Annotated in this window: 15 protein-coding genes; 13 read left to right on the forward strand and 2 right to left on the reverse strand. The window is 60.7% G+C overall.

Annotation, left to right across the window (positions count from 1 at the left end; translation table 11 throughout):
- Positions 1 to 9 precede the first annotated feature (9 nt).
- The 12 genes from I6E74_RS09920 to I6E74_RS09975 all read left to right on the forward strand — a co-directional run bounded on the left by I6E74_RS09920 (position 10) and on the right by I6E74_RS09975 (position 7,635).
- The gene (locus I6E74_RS09920; protein ID WP_197125146.1) at positions 10 to 339 is read left to right on the forward strand and encodes a hypothetical protein; all 330 of its coding nucleotides are present in this window, start codon (positions 10 to 12) and stop codon (positions 337 to 339) included.
- Positions 329 to 706 carry a hypothetical protein gene (locus tag I6E74_RS09925; protein WP_197125148.1) on the forward strand — a complete coding sequence of 126 codons (378 nt, stop codon included), beginning with the start codon at positions 329 to 331 and terminating at the stop codon, positions 704 to 706. The genes I6E74_RS09920 and I6E74_RS09925 overlap by 11 nt, the downstream gene beginning before the upstream one ends.
- 3 nt (positions 707 to 709) lie before the next feature.
- A complete protein-coding gene (locus tag I6E74_RS09930; RefSeq protein ID WP_197125150.1) occupies positions 710 to 1,123 on the forward strand; it encodes a hypothetical protein in 414 nt (137 codons plus the stop codon).
- Between the two features lie 2 nt (positions 1,124 to 1,125).
- A complete protein-coding gene (locus I6E74_RS09935) occupies positions 1,126 to 1,635 on the forward strand; it encodes a hypothetical protein (RefSeq protein WP_197125152.1) in 510 nt (169 codons plus the stop codon).
- Entirely contained in the window at positions 1,635 to 3,080 is a 1,446-nt protein-coding gene (locus tag I6E74_RS09940; protein WP_197125154.1) for a hypothetical protein, read from the forward strand. The genes I6E74_RS09935 and I6E74_RS09940 overlap by 1 nt, the downstream gene beginning before the upstream one ends.
- The gene (locus I6E74_RS09945) at positions 3,080 to 3,436 is read left to right on the forward strand and encodes a hypothetical protein (RefSeq protein WP_197125156.1); all 357 of its coding nucleotides are present in this window, start codon (positions 3,080 to 3,082) and stop codon (positions 3,434 to 3,436) included. The genes I6E74_RS09940 and I6E74_RS09945 overlap by 1 nt, the downstream gene beginning before the upstream one ends.
- On the forward strand, positions 3,436 to 5,127 hold the full coding sequence (locus I6E74_RS09950; RefSeq protein WP_197125158.1) for a hypothetical protein: 1,692 nt from the start codon (positions 3,436 to 3,438) through the stop codon (positions 5,125 to 5,127). Before I6E74_RS09945 ends, I6E74_RS09950 begins: the two co-directional genes overlap by 1 nt.
- Positions 5,128 to 5,135: 8 nt before the next feature.
- Positions 5,136 to 5,363, forward strand: coding sequence for a hypothetical protein (locus tag I6E74_RS09955; RefSeq protein ID WP_197125160.1), 228 nt, complete (start codon positions 5,136 to 5,138; stop codon positions 5,361 to 5,363).
- Positions 5,363 to 6,214 carry a fibronectin type III domain-containing protein gene (locus tag I6E74_RS09960; RefSeq protein WP_197125162.1) on the forward strand — a complete coding sequence of 284 codons (852 nt, stop codon included), beginning with the start codon at positions 5,363 to 5,365 and terminating at the stop codon, positions 6,212 to 6,214. The genes I6E74_RS09955 and I6E74_RS09960 overlap by 1 nt, the downstream gene beginning before the upstream one ends.
- Before the next feature lie 11 nt (positions 6,215 to 6,225).
- A complete protein-coding gene (locus tag I6E74_RS09965) occupies positions 6,226 to 6,525 on the forward strand; it encodes a hypothetical protein (RefSeq protein WP_197125164.1) in 300 nt (99 codons plus the stop codon).
- A 169-nt stretch (positions 6,526 to 6,694) separates the two neighbouring features.
- Positions 6,695 to 7,168, forward strand: a complete 474-nt coding sequence (locus tag I6E74_RS09970; RefSeq protein ID WP_197125166.1) for an ImmA/IrrE family metallo-endopeptidase — start codon at positions 6,695 to 6,697, stop codon at positions 7,166 to 7,168.
- Entirely contained in the window at positions 7,165 to 7,635 is a 471-nt protein-coding gene (locus I6E74_RS09975) for a hypothetical protein (protein ID WP_197125168.1), read from the forward strand. The genes I6E74_RS09970 and I6E74_RS09975 overlap by 4 nt, the downstream gene beginning before the upstream one ends.
- Before the next feature lie 234 nt (positions 7,636 to 7,869).
- Here I6E74_RS09975 and I6E74_RS09980 read toward each other — a convergent pair whose 3' ends face one another.
- Positions 7,870 to 9,732 (reverse strand): BCCT family transporter, encoded by a 1,863-nt coding sequence (locus I6E74_RS09980; RefSeq protein ID WP_197125170.1) that lies wholly within the window; start codon positions 9,730 to 9,732, stop codon positions 7,870 to 7,872.
- 123 nt (positions 9,733 to 9,855) lie between these two features.
- Positions 9,856 to 10,902: a Gfo/Idh/MocA family protein gene (locus tag I6E74_RS09985; protein WP_197125172.1), complete on the reverse strand. Its 1,047-nt coding sequence runs from the start codon at positions 10,900 to 10,902 to the stop codon at positions 9,856 to 9,858.
- 285 nt (positions 10,903 to 11,187) lie between these two features.
- Between I6E74_RS09985 and I6E74_RS09990 the strand changes: the two genes are divergently transcribed.
- Positions 11,188 to 12,183, forward strand: a 996-nt coding sequence (locus tag I6E74_RS09990) for an InlB B-repeat-containing protein (protein WP_197125174.1), incomplete at its 3' end; no start/stop codon positions are given.

Below are 12,183 nucleotides of genomic sequence, written 5' to 3' on the forward strand. Positions count from 1 at the left end.
GCATAGGCAATGACTTGGCACACGCCAGAAACAGTCCGCGAGGACTGGCTCGACGCACCTGAAAGCGACACTCTTCTCGAAGACTTGCTTGTTGTAGCTCAGGAGGCCGTTGTCGCCTATGCCCCCGCACTCACCGAGGTCGACGAAGAGGACGCGCTGATCATCCCAACGGCTTACCGGTACGCCCAACTCCAGCAGGTCAAGAACCTCTGGAACGCGGGACGTGTTGACTCAGCCGGTGGAGTAGGGGACGAGGGCTTCGTGTTCCGTCCCCATCCCCTCGACTGGATGATCAAGCAGATTCTCCGTCCTCGCAAGGCGGTGCCTCGTGTCCGATAAGTCAATCCGCGAACAACTCGCAGATGCGATCACTCCGCTCTTGCCTTCGACTTGGAAGATCGTTCCGAATCAGGTCGGCGTGGAAACACTCTCTAAGGTCACGGTCGTCATCAAGCACCTCCAGATGTCGAAGTTCCCGGAGGCTCCCATCGGACACCTCCAGCACGAGTTGACCATCACCATCATCGACCCGCACACCGATCAGGTTCGTGCGGAGAACGCACTCGACGACTCCGTCTTGGAACTCGTCACCGCTCTCGACTCCATCCCCGGTCTCATTATCAAACTCGCGAAGAAGGTCTTCACGGACGAGACCTACTTGGGCTGGGACGTTGAAATCACAACCTTCTCTCGAAAGGAGAAATAGCTCATGGCAACAATCGCAGTAGTCCCCATCGTGATGAAGGACGTGGTTCTCGAAATCGAGGATGACGACTTCGCCGCTGCTGTCAGTTCGGCAGTACTCACCCCCTCGTCCTCGTCGGTCATCTTCAAGGGACTCAAGTCTGGCTCCGTCTTCACCGACGTAACCGCCGCGACTTGGACTCTCGGACTGACCTACGCGCAGGACTGGGTGACTGCTGGCTCGCTCTCGCAGTACCTCCTTGAGAACGAAGGCACAGTCGTCGACGCGGTTCTCAAGCCGCAGAGCGGCATCGGGCCTTCGTTCAGCGTCGAGATCGTCATCACTCCAGGCGCAATCGGTGGAGCAGTCGACACGACTGCCGTTGCCACCGTGACCCTCGGGGTGCAGGGCAAGCCGACTCTCGTTCCCGCTGAGTAGAAATGGCATCCAACGGACGTATCTCGATTCTGCTGTCGAAAGACTTGCAGACTCTTTTGAGCGCCGTCCGTCAGATTCCGAAGGAGGTGGCGGCTGAGGTTCGTAAGCAGACCAAAGCCGCCGCCTTCCCCATCTGGGGCGAAGAGGTGCGAGGCCGCACGGCATCCCGCCAGCAGGTCAGCATCCTCTCGGACACGGCTCGCGTAGCGGTCAGTGACTCGAACGTGCTGCTCAAGTCTGCCGCTGTCGGCAAGACCTCGAACGGCGTACCGAAGTCGCTCCTCGCAACAGGAACCGAGTTCGGTGGGAATCCGAACAAGGTCATCCACTCGCGCACTAAGGCTGGCAAGCCGTACACCCGCAAGCAGGGCAAGCAGTTCCCGCTCCCGCGCCGTGGTGGATATGTCGTGTATCCCGCCGCGCGTGACTCCATTCCCCGTCTGGCATCCCTCTGGGTGCAGACCACCGTCAGAACAATCCACGAAGCACTTGAGAAGGGCGGAGTCCGCTAATGACTAAGGGCATTGAAATTGGTATCGGCTCCGAGACCAAAGCGTTCAAGCAGGGTGTCGAGTCTGGAGTCATCGAACCCATTGAGGATGCGATTGACGCACTCGACGACCTCGGCAAGAACAAGGGCACCGACAAGCTAGAGGACGGCTTCGAGGCCGCACAGAAGGCTTCCAAGGAACTCAAGCAAGAGGTTTCTGAAACCGCCGACAACATCGAGCGTGACTTCAAGAAGTCCTACGCCGACATGAAGAACTCCTCCGAGAGCGGCACAACGAAGGCCAAGGCTGACCTCAAGGAACTCGGCAACGAGGCCAAGATGAACGCCGCTGAGACCTTCTCGTCGTTCGACGGTTCGGCTGAGTCGTTCGCTGACGGCATCCAAGGAACCCTCGGTGGCATCGTGTCCAGCCTTGGCCCTGTCGGCGCTGCCGCTGGTGCCGCTGGCGCACTCGGCATCGGCCTCATCATGTCGAAGATGGACGAGGCCAGGGAGGGGTCAGAGGAGTTCCAAGAGCGCGTATCTGACCTCACCGACGACATGCTCGACTTCGGCACCGTGGGCAAGCGCTCCTCCGAAGCCGTTGCCGACAGCTTCAACGACCTCGCGACTTCGACCGAGGACGGGGCAGACAACCTCAAAGAGATGCAGAAGATCGCTGAGCGGCTCTCCAGCCCACTCGACGACGTTACTAAGGCGTACCTCGAAGGTGGCGGTGCGCTCGACGACCTCATTCGTAAGACCGAAGACCTCCAAGAGAAAGAGCAAGAACGCTTCGAGGAGTCTGTAGCTCAAGGCGGCTCCGCCTACGACGGTCTGGTAAGCGGCGGCATCAAGTACGAGAACCAACTCAAAGGCCAGCTCGACCTCCTCAAAGAGCAGAGGGCCGCAATCGAGGCCGCTCAGGATGCAGAGCTTCTGGCGCTGTCTGCTGGCGCGACTGAGTACGAGGTCAAGGTTGGCCTCATCAAGTCCATCGACTCGGCCTACGACGACGCAGCCGGGGCGGTCACGGACTTCATCAACGAAGAGAGTGGCTTGTTCGACGTGGCCGCGTATATCGCAGCCATGGAAGCCAAGTCGGAAGCACTCAAGAACTATCAGGACGACCTCGCGAACTCTGGCCTCTCGGACGACGCGAAGAAGTTCTTGAACGAGGAGGGCGCTGAGGCAGCAGCCACCATGGTGCAGGGCTACAAGGACGCATCCCCGGCGCAGCAAGCTCAACTCTCGGCGATCTGGTCTGAGGCAGGACGCGACAACTCTGGCGAGTACGTCAAGACCGGCCAGCAAGGGTTCGACGGCGCGAAGCTCAACGCTCCCGAAATCATCATGAAAGACCCTGACGTGAACGGCACCGTCAACAGCATCCAGAACAAGCTCAACCAGAGGTCAGTCACCGTCAAGGTGAAGACCGTCGATCAGTACGGACGGGAACTCTTCTAATGGCCTCCACATTCAGCACCGCCGAGGCTACGGTCACGCCGGTCGTCGTCGATGGGTTCAAGTCCTCTCGTGAGTCTCGCAACGTCATTCATAACGTCCTCGGCGCGAACGCTCCTGCCGTGACGCTTCGTGATGCTGGCGTTCGCACTGGCACCCTCACGGCGTTGTTCCGCACCCTCGCAGAAGCACAGTCGTTCGAGGCCGTGCTGGCGACCGGGCAGGTCATCCAGTTCGAGGACAGCGACAATGCGACGTTGACGATGGACTTCATTCTCGACGGCGAACTTACCGTGGAGCTGGAAGACGACAGCCGTTCGCTCTGGCTTGTCGAGTTCGACTTTCAAGAGGTGGCGTGATGCAGATCAACAAGAGCGAGTTCACCGCAAAGGTGACGGGTGAAAGCGGTTTCGAATTCGAGGTTAAGTCCGCTGACATCACGCTGGACGAGACGCGTGCGCCGTATATTCAAGCCGAACTGACTTGCGTATTGCCAGAGTCAGTGGCTCTCGAACTGATTGACCCGCGCAACGCTCTTCGTGTTCTCGTCACCGCCACGCAAGAGTGGATTCGGCCTGTCCGCGACCCGCAGACACGCACCTTCGACCTCATCCTCCACGAGCGAACAATCGACCACGAATCAGCTGAACTCACCCTTCGGCTGGTCAGCGACGAAGCACTACTCATCGACGCGGGAAACACCACCACGGCGGAGACTCGTATCTTTGGCCTCTCCGTCAAGGCTGCCGTCGACGCAACACTGACAAAGCACTCCTTCGCGCTGGAACCGGGAGCGCTCGACGCGACGCTAGAGGCGAACCCAGCGACGCTCGCCCCAATTAAGAACTACGCCAGATCACCTGAACCTCGTGCAGATGACAACTGGCGTGTCCATTCGACTCTGGACCGCACGATCATGACTGCCGAGTTCGAGGGTCTAGCGGTCTGCCGAGGAACAAGGAACACATCATCCGGTTTGTATGCGATCTACATGAACGAACTTGACGGCATCCCCGGCAACCTCGACGAGAGCTACGAGTACCGTTTCATGGCACGTAGTAGCCGACGTGGCGAACGCACCATCAGACTCACCGACAAGAACGGCGTACACGTCACCACAAAGGCAGTCGACATGGTGGCCGGCGAGTGGACTGAATGTGTTATCTCATCGACTACTGAGTCTGGCGAGTCCCCTTACTCGCTGTCGCTCTTGAGCAGCGCTGACCCCTCGGGCACAACGCTCGACGTAACCGCGCTGACCGTAATCGAGCGCGATCAGGTGATGGGCAACAATGACATGTTCTTCCACGGTGACACCCTCGACTCTGGACTGGACACGTTCGAGTGGACAGACACAGCACACCACTCCACCTCGACGCGAACGAACTTGCCGAACTCGGACATCTTCATCCAGACACCGGGCACCCTCGACTGGGACTACGTCGCGCCGATTGTTCAGGCCGGTGGCCTTCGCCTCTTCTGCGACGAGAACCGCGAGTGGCGACTCGTTGACCCACTCGCCTACTCGGTGCCGGGACAGATCAACGTGGCCGCTGGCACGAACGCCACCTCTGGCCGGGACACGATCTCGCGCCAGCAGGAGGCATGGTTCGACGCGGTCGTCATCGAGTACCGCTGGACGGATGCCGAAGGGCTTCCGCAGGTTGCCTACGATGCAGCGAGCGCCGGTGGAACGAAACTCCTCAAGCGCGTCATCGAGCGTCCGTTCCCCGGTGCCGGTGCCGCACAGAGCATCCTCTCGCTCTACTCTGGGCGCGGTCGAGTCCTCGACATCGAAGCGCTGGCTGACCTCGACGCGACACCGGGCATGGCACTCGTGATGACGATGCCTGGGACACCGATTCAAGTCGGTGTCGTGTCCTCGGTGACGTGGAAGTGGAGCATCGACGGCGACTCCGACGAAATGCGAATCGCTTCGCGCGGCCTCCTCGACACCCCCTCAACCGCGTGGCTCCTCCAGCCGGAGGGCTACGCATGGAACGAAGTACCACTCGGCCAAGACTGGTCTGAGTACGAGACCCCTAGTTAGGACAGATCATGGCAAACGGAGACGCAGCAGGAGCGAAGGGCTGGGACGTTGTTCCCCTCACCGACGACGTGAAGGTCGGCTACGACGAGATCAACTACTCCCGCGACCTCGTGGCCGCTGAGCAGGACGCTCGAATCGCCGCCGACGCGCTCAAGCTCAACGCCTCGAAAATCATCATCAGCAGCACTACGCCAGCAGTGGTCAACGGTGCGCTCCTCTTCAAGTACAGCGCGTAATGACTGACGTAGGCTTCGGCGGCAACGTCGGTTCAGCGAACAACGGTGAGGGGACATGGGTTCGCTCTTCGCTGTCGCTTCCGTCTGGCCGCAAAATGGCGAACGGTTCAACCGCGTGTCTCGTGACGCACGTCGGCGCTTACGTCGGTGGCTACTTCGGGACTATGAGCATCAAGCTCCAGCTTGGCTCCAGCGGCACGTCGTACTTCAACGTGGCGAGCGACAGTCCACCGGTGGCGTTCACCGGGTACAAGTCGATCTCCAACGTTCTCGTGAACGGCGGCTCGACGTGGTTCTACGCAATCCACAATTCAGGACGCATCTACTTCGGACGCTCCTCCACCTCCGGCGCGAACGGTGTCTTCAACGGCAACGGCTTCGGCTGGAGCGGCACGCTGGGCGGTGCGCTTCGTTACATCGAGGCACCCTCCGCACCGCGCAACCTGACGGTCGTGTCGTCGGTGGCGGGTCAAGCGACGGTCGATTACGACGCACCCTCTGACGACGGTGGCTCCTCGGTCAACGGCTACGTCATCCAGTACTCGACCTCTTCGTCGTTCACCGGCGCTTCCAAGATCGAGGTGTCTTCGGGCACGACCTCGAAGACGATCACCGGGCTACTGCCGGGACGCAAGTATTACTTCCGCGTGGGCGCTCAGAACGCCGTCACGGACGCGGCGGGAACGTGGGGCGTGACCAGCAGCGCTGTGAACACGCTCGTGCTGTCTGGCGCGAAGTACGGCGTGGACGGCGTGTGGAAGGACTGCGAGGTCTACGTCGGCATCAACGGTGAGTGGGTGCCGGTGTCAGTGAGCTTTGGCTCCGGGGGGCAGTGGGAGCCAATGGAATGAGAAACAGGGATATGAATAAGACAGCAATCACACTCGGATACTTCGGCCTTGGCATGGTGGCGGTGGTGGGAGTCATCACGACAGTCATCTTCGCGCCAGATGCGAAGGACGACGTAATCCAATTCGTCGGCACGATCATGGCCGTGGCCTCGACCGGTGCCGTGACCTTCTACATGCTGGGCAAGCAGAACGAGAAGGTCGAGACGATTCAGAAGCAGACGAACGGTACGCTGTCGAAGCTTATGGAAGAGAACGCACAACTCCAGCAGGAACTCAAAAACCGGGCTGACGAGACCAGTGCGGAGGGCTAGTCAGGTGGGTCTCCGTTATCCGTATGAAAATAAGGCTGGCAGACCGACACAACCCGCTGTCGAGTGGCGCGCTTATGTCATCCGCATCCCGTATTCTTCCTTAAAACGAATTAGACTGCCGGTGGATAACCTGTTCGTAACGCTGTGGATAACCTGTCTGGGGTGAAGGATGCTAGTCAAAGAGGCCGCTAAACAAGCGGCGGTCAGAACTCTCGAAGAGTACTGGGATGGGTCGTTCCCGATCGATCCAGTGGCGATCGCGGAGGCGCACGACATCGAAGTTCAGTTCACCCCGCTCGTCGCTGGCGTGTCCGGCGCGATTCTCGCTGAGCCCGGCGAGGTAGTCATCGTCATCGACGAAACCGAAAACTATGGTCGACAGATGTTCACCTGTGCGCATGAGCTAGGGCACTACATTGAGCGCAAAGACAGCGGCGATGAAGAATTCTCGTTCGTTGAGCGCCGCACTCAAAAATATGACCTCCACGAACTTTATGCCGATGAGTTTGCGGGTAATCTGCTTATGCCTGAGGATGAGTTTCGCGAACAACTGACAGCCTCAGACTCTGTCTATCTAGCCGCTTCTCACTTTGGAGTTTCGCCGCTCGCAATTGAGAAGCGCAAGGAGCGGCTGGGATTTTGAGCGAAGCTGACGATTCACCCGCGGACGATTTAGAGTCCGCAAGCATTGAGAAGCTTCGTTCCGAAGATGTCCGTCTATCGACAACTCTGCGTTCCTTGGCCGCCTCGAGTGACCCCGCTGCTCGTTACAACCGATTGCTGCGGTTGAAACGGTTTCAGAACACCATGCAAGGTGCCGAGATCAACCGATTGCATCAGCAGAATGAGATGCGCCCCAAGTTCTTCAATCTCGCCGCCTGGCTCTCTTGGGTGGTGGTCGTCGGCAACTTCGTCCTCGTCGGCTGGTACGCGTGGCACGCCAAAGGTGACTTTAACCCGCAGGTGATGATGTTCTGGATCTCGTCGACGGTAGTCGAGGTACTCGGAATCGTTTACATCATCGCTCAGTACCTCTTTCCGAAGACGAAGGTCAAGAAGAAGAAGACTGCCACCGAAAAGACGGTCAAGAAATCTAAGCCGTCAGCCTAAATACCCCTATGACGTTAGGACTGGTAGACCTGCGGTCATGAGAGTAATCAGCACCCAGCCCGGTACGTCTCCTCGCTCTGATGTGAGCGCTCGGGTACCTCGGGAAAGCCCGCTCTTCAGTAGCAATTGAGATGATTTCACTCTGTAATCATTGAGCGAAACACAAATGTGCGTAAAGATTTTCCACAACGGGGCTGCAAGCGGCGCGAACGATCCTCGGCCGCCTGCTGCCACCTACTCTGTCGACTTATTCTTCTTGCGCTTGGCCTGCGCCTCGGCCTGGAACGCCTGCAGGGTCTCCACCTCGTCTTCGACGATCGCATCGGCCTGAGCAATGTTGTCTGGCGATGGCAAACCGGTGTCGGAAAGAATGGCATCTTCGGTGACCTGCGAGATTCCGCCGCCCGACTGCGCGGCCTTCTTGCGGAGGCGATCGAGGGCAGCACGAAGCGGGTGAACCGTATCGCGCAACAGCGGCTCTTCGACCTCAAGACCGTAGAAGGTGCCGATTTGGTCGACGAACTGGGCACGCTGCGCTCGGTCATACGCGCGCCGCTCACGACTGAACGCTGTCACTGTCGCCGCACAGATCATCAGCATCACCACGCTGAACGGGAGCGCTGACAGGATTGCGGCCGTTTGCAGCGTTTGCAGCCCACCGGTTACCAGCAAAGCGATCGCCAAGAACGATGCGAGCAGAGCAAAGAACACACGGATGCGCTTGAGCGGTTCAGCGGAGCCACCGGTGGCGATCATCGACATCACGAGGGCACCGGAATCGGCTGAGGTGACGAAGAAGATTCCGATCAGCAGGATGGCTCCGAACGTGAGAGCGGTGCCTGCCGGGAGACCGGCAAGCAGATCGAAGAGAGCGGAATCGGCATCCACCGATCCGTCGGCAGCAACGAGCCCGCCCTGACCGTAGAGCTCACGGTAGATCGCGTTGCCGCCAAGAACACTGAACCAGAGGAACGTGAGCACGGTGGGAACGAGCATGACGCCGCCCACGAACTCGCGCACGGTGCGGCCCTTGGACACACGGGCAATGAAAACGCCGACGAACGGAGCCCACGACATCCACCAACCCCAGTAGAAGGTGGTCCAGCCGGCCTGCCACTGTTCGCCAGCCTGGCCCTCGTAGGCGCTGACATTGAAACTGAGCCCGATGAAGCCCTGAAGGTAGTTGCCCATCGACTGCACGAACTCGCGGAACAGGAATGCCGTCGGCCCGACGATCAGAAGGAACACCAGCAGCACAGCCGCCAGCAGAAGGTTCGTGGTCGAGAGCCATTTCATGCCTCGGCCGATACCCGACACCAGCGACAGAATCGTGAACGCGACAATCACCACGATGACGGCGATCTGCGTCGTCAGGTTCGACTCGGCAATGCCGGTCTTCTCGAGACCGGCAGAAATCTGAAGAACACCGAGACCGAGAGACGTCGCCACACCGAATACGGTGCCGACCAGAGCGATGACGTCGATGAGGTTGCCCCAGCCACCCCGAACGCGCTTGCCGAGCAGCGGCTCCAGAGTCCAGCGGATCGAGATGGGGCGCCCGCGACGATGGATGGCGTACGCGAGGGCGAGGCCGACCACCACGTAAATAGCCCAGGCATGCACACCCCAGTGCAAGAACGTTTGACTCATCGCCTGCTGAGCGAGCTGAATCTCCGTGCCCGAAACGCCAGGACGCGGGTTCGCGAAGTGGCTAAGCGGTTCGGCGACGCCGTAGAAGACGAGCCCGATGCCCATGCCCGCGGCAAACAGGAAGGAGATCCAGGCGATCATCGAGAACTCAGGCTCGTCGTCATCCTTGCCCAGTTTGATGTCGCCGTAGCGGCTGAATCCTAGGTAGAGCGCGAAGGCAACAAAGAATGCTGCGATCAGCACGTAGTACCAGCTGAACGAGTTAATGACGCTCGACTGCAGGGTGTTGAATACTGCGTTCGCGAGGTCTGGTGCGATGATCGAGAACGCGGTGATCGAGATAATGAGGCCAGCGGCCGGCCAGAATACCCACGGTGCGAGCATGCGTGTGGCGGTCGGACGGTCCGGAACCTCGGGCTCTGCGGGGATGGTCGATTCTGCGGTCATGAGATCTCCGATCGCGTGGGGTCACTGCTCGACGGGCTACAAGCGTAGACATCGAGTTCTAGTAGCGTATTCGCAGTCTGCGATACATGGTTAGCGGGCGCAGCGTCGGCCGCGCCCATCGCTTTACCGTTCGGAGCCGAAGCGGTATCCGAGTTGCCAGCGAGCCGAATCGATCGTGTCGAGGATGGCGACGGTTTCGTCGAGCGTGTGCACCGGCGACTCGGTGAGCCCCTGCGCCACAAACCCGGCGAGCGCCGTGGCCTGATAGCTGAGGCCCTGGTGGCCGACGATGCCCGTCTCGTCTTTCCAGTGAATGGATTCGCCGTCGAAGCCCGGCTTCGAGAGCGTGAGCGAGGTGGGTGTGAAGAAGCCATTACCCACTTGCAGCAAGGCGTCAGTGCCGGCGACGGATGCCGTGATGGGAGTGCGCGCGAGCAGCGTGGTGTTGAGCTGGGCCTGAGCCGCGCCCGCGTAGCTGAGCGTAAGGAGGGATTGAGCATCCACCCCGCTCTCGGTGAGAGAACCGACGTTATGGATGGCGGTGGGCGCCCCCACAATCTGCGATGCGAAAGCGATCGGATAAATGCCGAGGTCGAGCAGGGCTCCTCCCCCGCTCTCGAGTGAGCGCACGCGGTGACCCTCAGGGATGAACTGGCCGTGGTCGGCGGTGACGAGCTGGATCTCGCCGAAGGTGCCGTCGGCAATGAGCTGACTGATAATCGAGGTTTGGGGAAGGTAGCGAGTCCACATCGCTTCCATCGCGAACACCCCGGCGGCGCGGGCGGCTGCGACTATCTCGCGAGCCTCGGCCCCGGTCATGGCGAACGGCTTCTCGACCAGGATGTGCTTGCCGGCGGCGATCGACTGCAGTGCGAGATCGCGGTGCACGTGCTGTTGCGCCGCGATATAGATCACGTCGACGTCAGGGTCGGCCAGCAACTCGGCGTAGTCGCCGTAGGCTTTCTCGATCCCCCACGTGTTCGCAAAGTCTTGCGCGCGGTCGAGACTGCGGGATGCCGCGGCAACGAGCTTTTGCTCAGTGTGCGCTTGCACGGCTTCTGCGAACGTCGCGGCGATTCCACCGGGAGCCATGATGCCCCAACGCAGAGCGGGTACGGAGTCGGCGGTAGGAATGATCGGGGCCGGGAACGTGGTGGGGAACACAAGCATCCTTCTCGTCGGGGAGGACTGCGGCGGCGCAGGCCCCGACCAGTCTAGGACTCGAACAGGGGCGAGCCGCCGCAGAGTTCTGAGTCGTCGGGAGCGCTCCCCGCTGCTCGAGGGAAGGGCTGACGGCGCAAGCCCACGTGCGCAGCTAACCTCCGAAGTGGGCGCCCAGAAGGGCGATCTCCGCCCGAACGGCCCGGTGCTACGACTGCTTCTGCTAGCGTCAGCCCTTTGTACTTGGGATTACCCCTCCTGCAGCTCCGCCACCCGACCAACCGGAGAACTATCGTGATTCCTCGCCCCAAAATCTTGCCCAGCATTACCGCTGTCGCCGTTGCGCTTGCCTTGACTTTCGCCGGCGCACTGCCAGCGAACGCCGCAACGTACGCCGTCTACGCTTGGGGCGGCATGCCAGATGCGTTCGCTTACGCGTCCGATGGCGGCACTGTGCTCCTCGTTGCCGATGTCGTTGCTCCGGCAGGCAGGTCAATAACGGTCAAACCTGGCGAATCGATCACGCTTGACCTCAACGGGTTTGACCTCACCATCAACAGTAACGTCCCTGACTCTCTGGCGGCGATTGAGGTTCCTAGCACCTCCACGCTCACCATCGTTTCCTCCGGCGGCGGAACGCTCACCGTAACCGGAGGTCTGCACGGTGCAGGCATCGGCGGCAACGATGGCAACGATGGCGGCTCCGTCATCGTTAACAGCGGCACAATCCTCGCAACCGGCGGCGCCGGCGGCGCAGGCATCGGCGGCGGCAACAACGGAACCGGCGGCACCACCACCATCAAAAGCGGCACCACCACCGCAACCGGCAGCGCAGGCGGCGCAGGCATCGGCGGCGGCAACAACGGAACCGGCGGCACCACCACCATTACGGGCGGCTCCATCACCGCGACCGGCGGGCAAGACGGCGGAGCCGGAATTGGCGGCGGCTACGACGCTGGCGCGCCGGGCACTCTAGACGTTCGGGGCACCCCGAATGCTGGTGCCGCACTCGACGGTGGCGGCTCATCAGCGTCCCCGATCGTCAACACGGTAACGCCGGCCGGTGTCGGCTACTCTGCGGCCACTTCCCTCATCGGCAACGGCGGAAACATCATCATTGGGTTCAATTACCTCGTCACCTTCGACGCCGACGGCGGCACCAGCACCCCCGCTGAGGCAATCCCCGACGGCAGCACGATCACCGCACCGACAGACCCCACCCGCGACGGCTACACCTTCACCGGCTGGACCTCCAACGGCACCACCTACAACTTCACCACCCCCGTGACC

The sequence above is a fragment of the Salinibacterium sp. SWN139 genome (assembly GCF_015864625.1).
GTDB lineage: Bacteria > Actinomycetota > Actinomycetes > Actinomycetales > Microbacteriaceae > Rhodoglobus.

Coding starts and splice junctions, on each gene's coding strand:
- I6E74_RS09980 (WP_197125170.1), bottom strand. CDS start 9,732: ATGACCGCAGAATCGACCATCCCCGCAGAGCCCGAGGTTCCGGACCGT.
- I6E74_RS09935 (WP_197125152.1), top strand. CDS start 1,126: ATGGCATCCAACGGACGTATCTCGATTCTGCTGTCGAAAGACTTGCAG.
- I6E74_RS09920 (WP_197125146.1), top strand. CDS start 10: ATGACTTGGCACACGCCAGAAACAGTCCGCGAGGACTGGCTCGACGCA.
- I6E74_RS09960 (WP_197125162.1), top strand. CDS start 5,363: ATGACTGACGTAGGCTTCGGCGGCAACGTCGGTTCAGCGAACAACGGT.
- I6E74_RS09985 (WP_197125172.1), bottom strand. CDS start 10,902: ATGCTTGTGTTCCCCACCACGTTCCCGGCCCCGATCATTCCTACCGCC.
- I6E74_RS09950 (WP_197125158.1), top strand. CDS start 3,436: ATGCAGATCAACAAGAGCGAGTTCACCGCAAAGGTGACGGGTGAAAGC.
- I6E74_RS09970 (WP_197125166.1), top strand. CDS start 6,695: ATGCTAGTCAAAGAGGCCGCTAAACAAGCGGCGGTCAGAACTCTCGAA.
- I6E74_RS09965 (WP_197125164.1), top strand. CDS start 6,226: ATGAATAAGACAGCAATCACACTCGGATACTTCGGCCTTGGCATGGTG.
- I6E74_RS09930 (WP_197125150.1), top strand. CDS start 710: ATGGCAACAATCGCAGTAGTCCCCATCGTGATGAAGGACGTGGTTCTC.
- I6E74_RS09955 (WP_197125160.1), top strand. CDS start 5,136: ATGGCAAACGGAGACGCAGCAGGAGCGAAGGGCTGGGACGTTGTTCCC.
- I6E74_RS09940 (WP_197125154.1), top strand. CDS start 1,635: ATGACTAAGGGCATTGAAATTGGTATCGGCTCCGAGACCAAAGCGTTC.
- I6E74_RS09945 (WP_197125156.1), top strand. CDS start 3,080: ATGGCCTCCACATTCAGCACCGCCGAGGCTACGGTCACGCCGGTCGTC.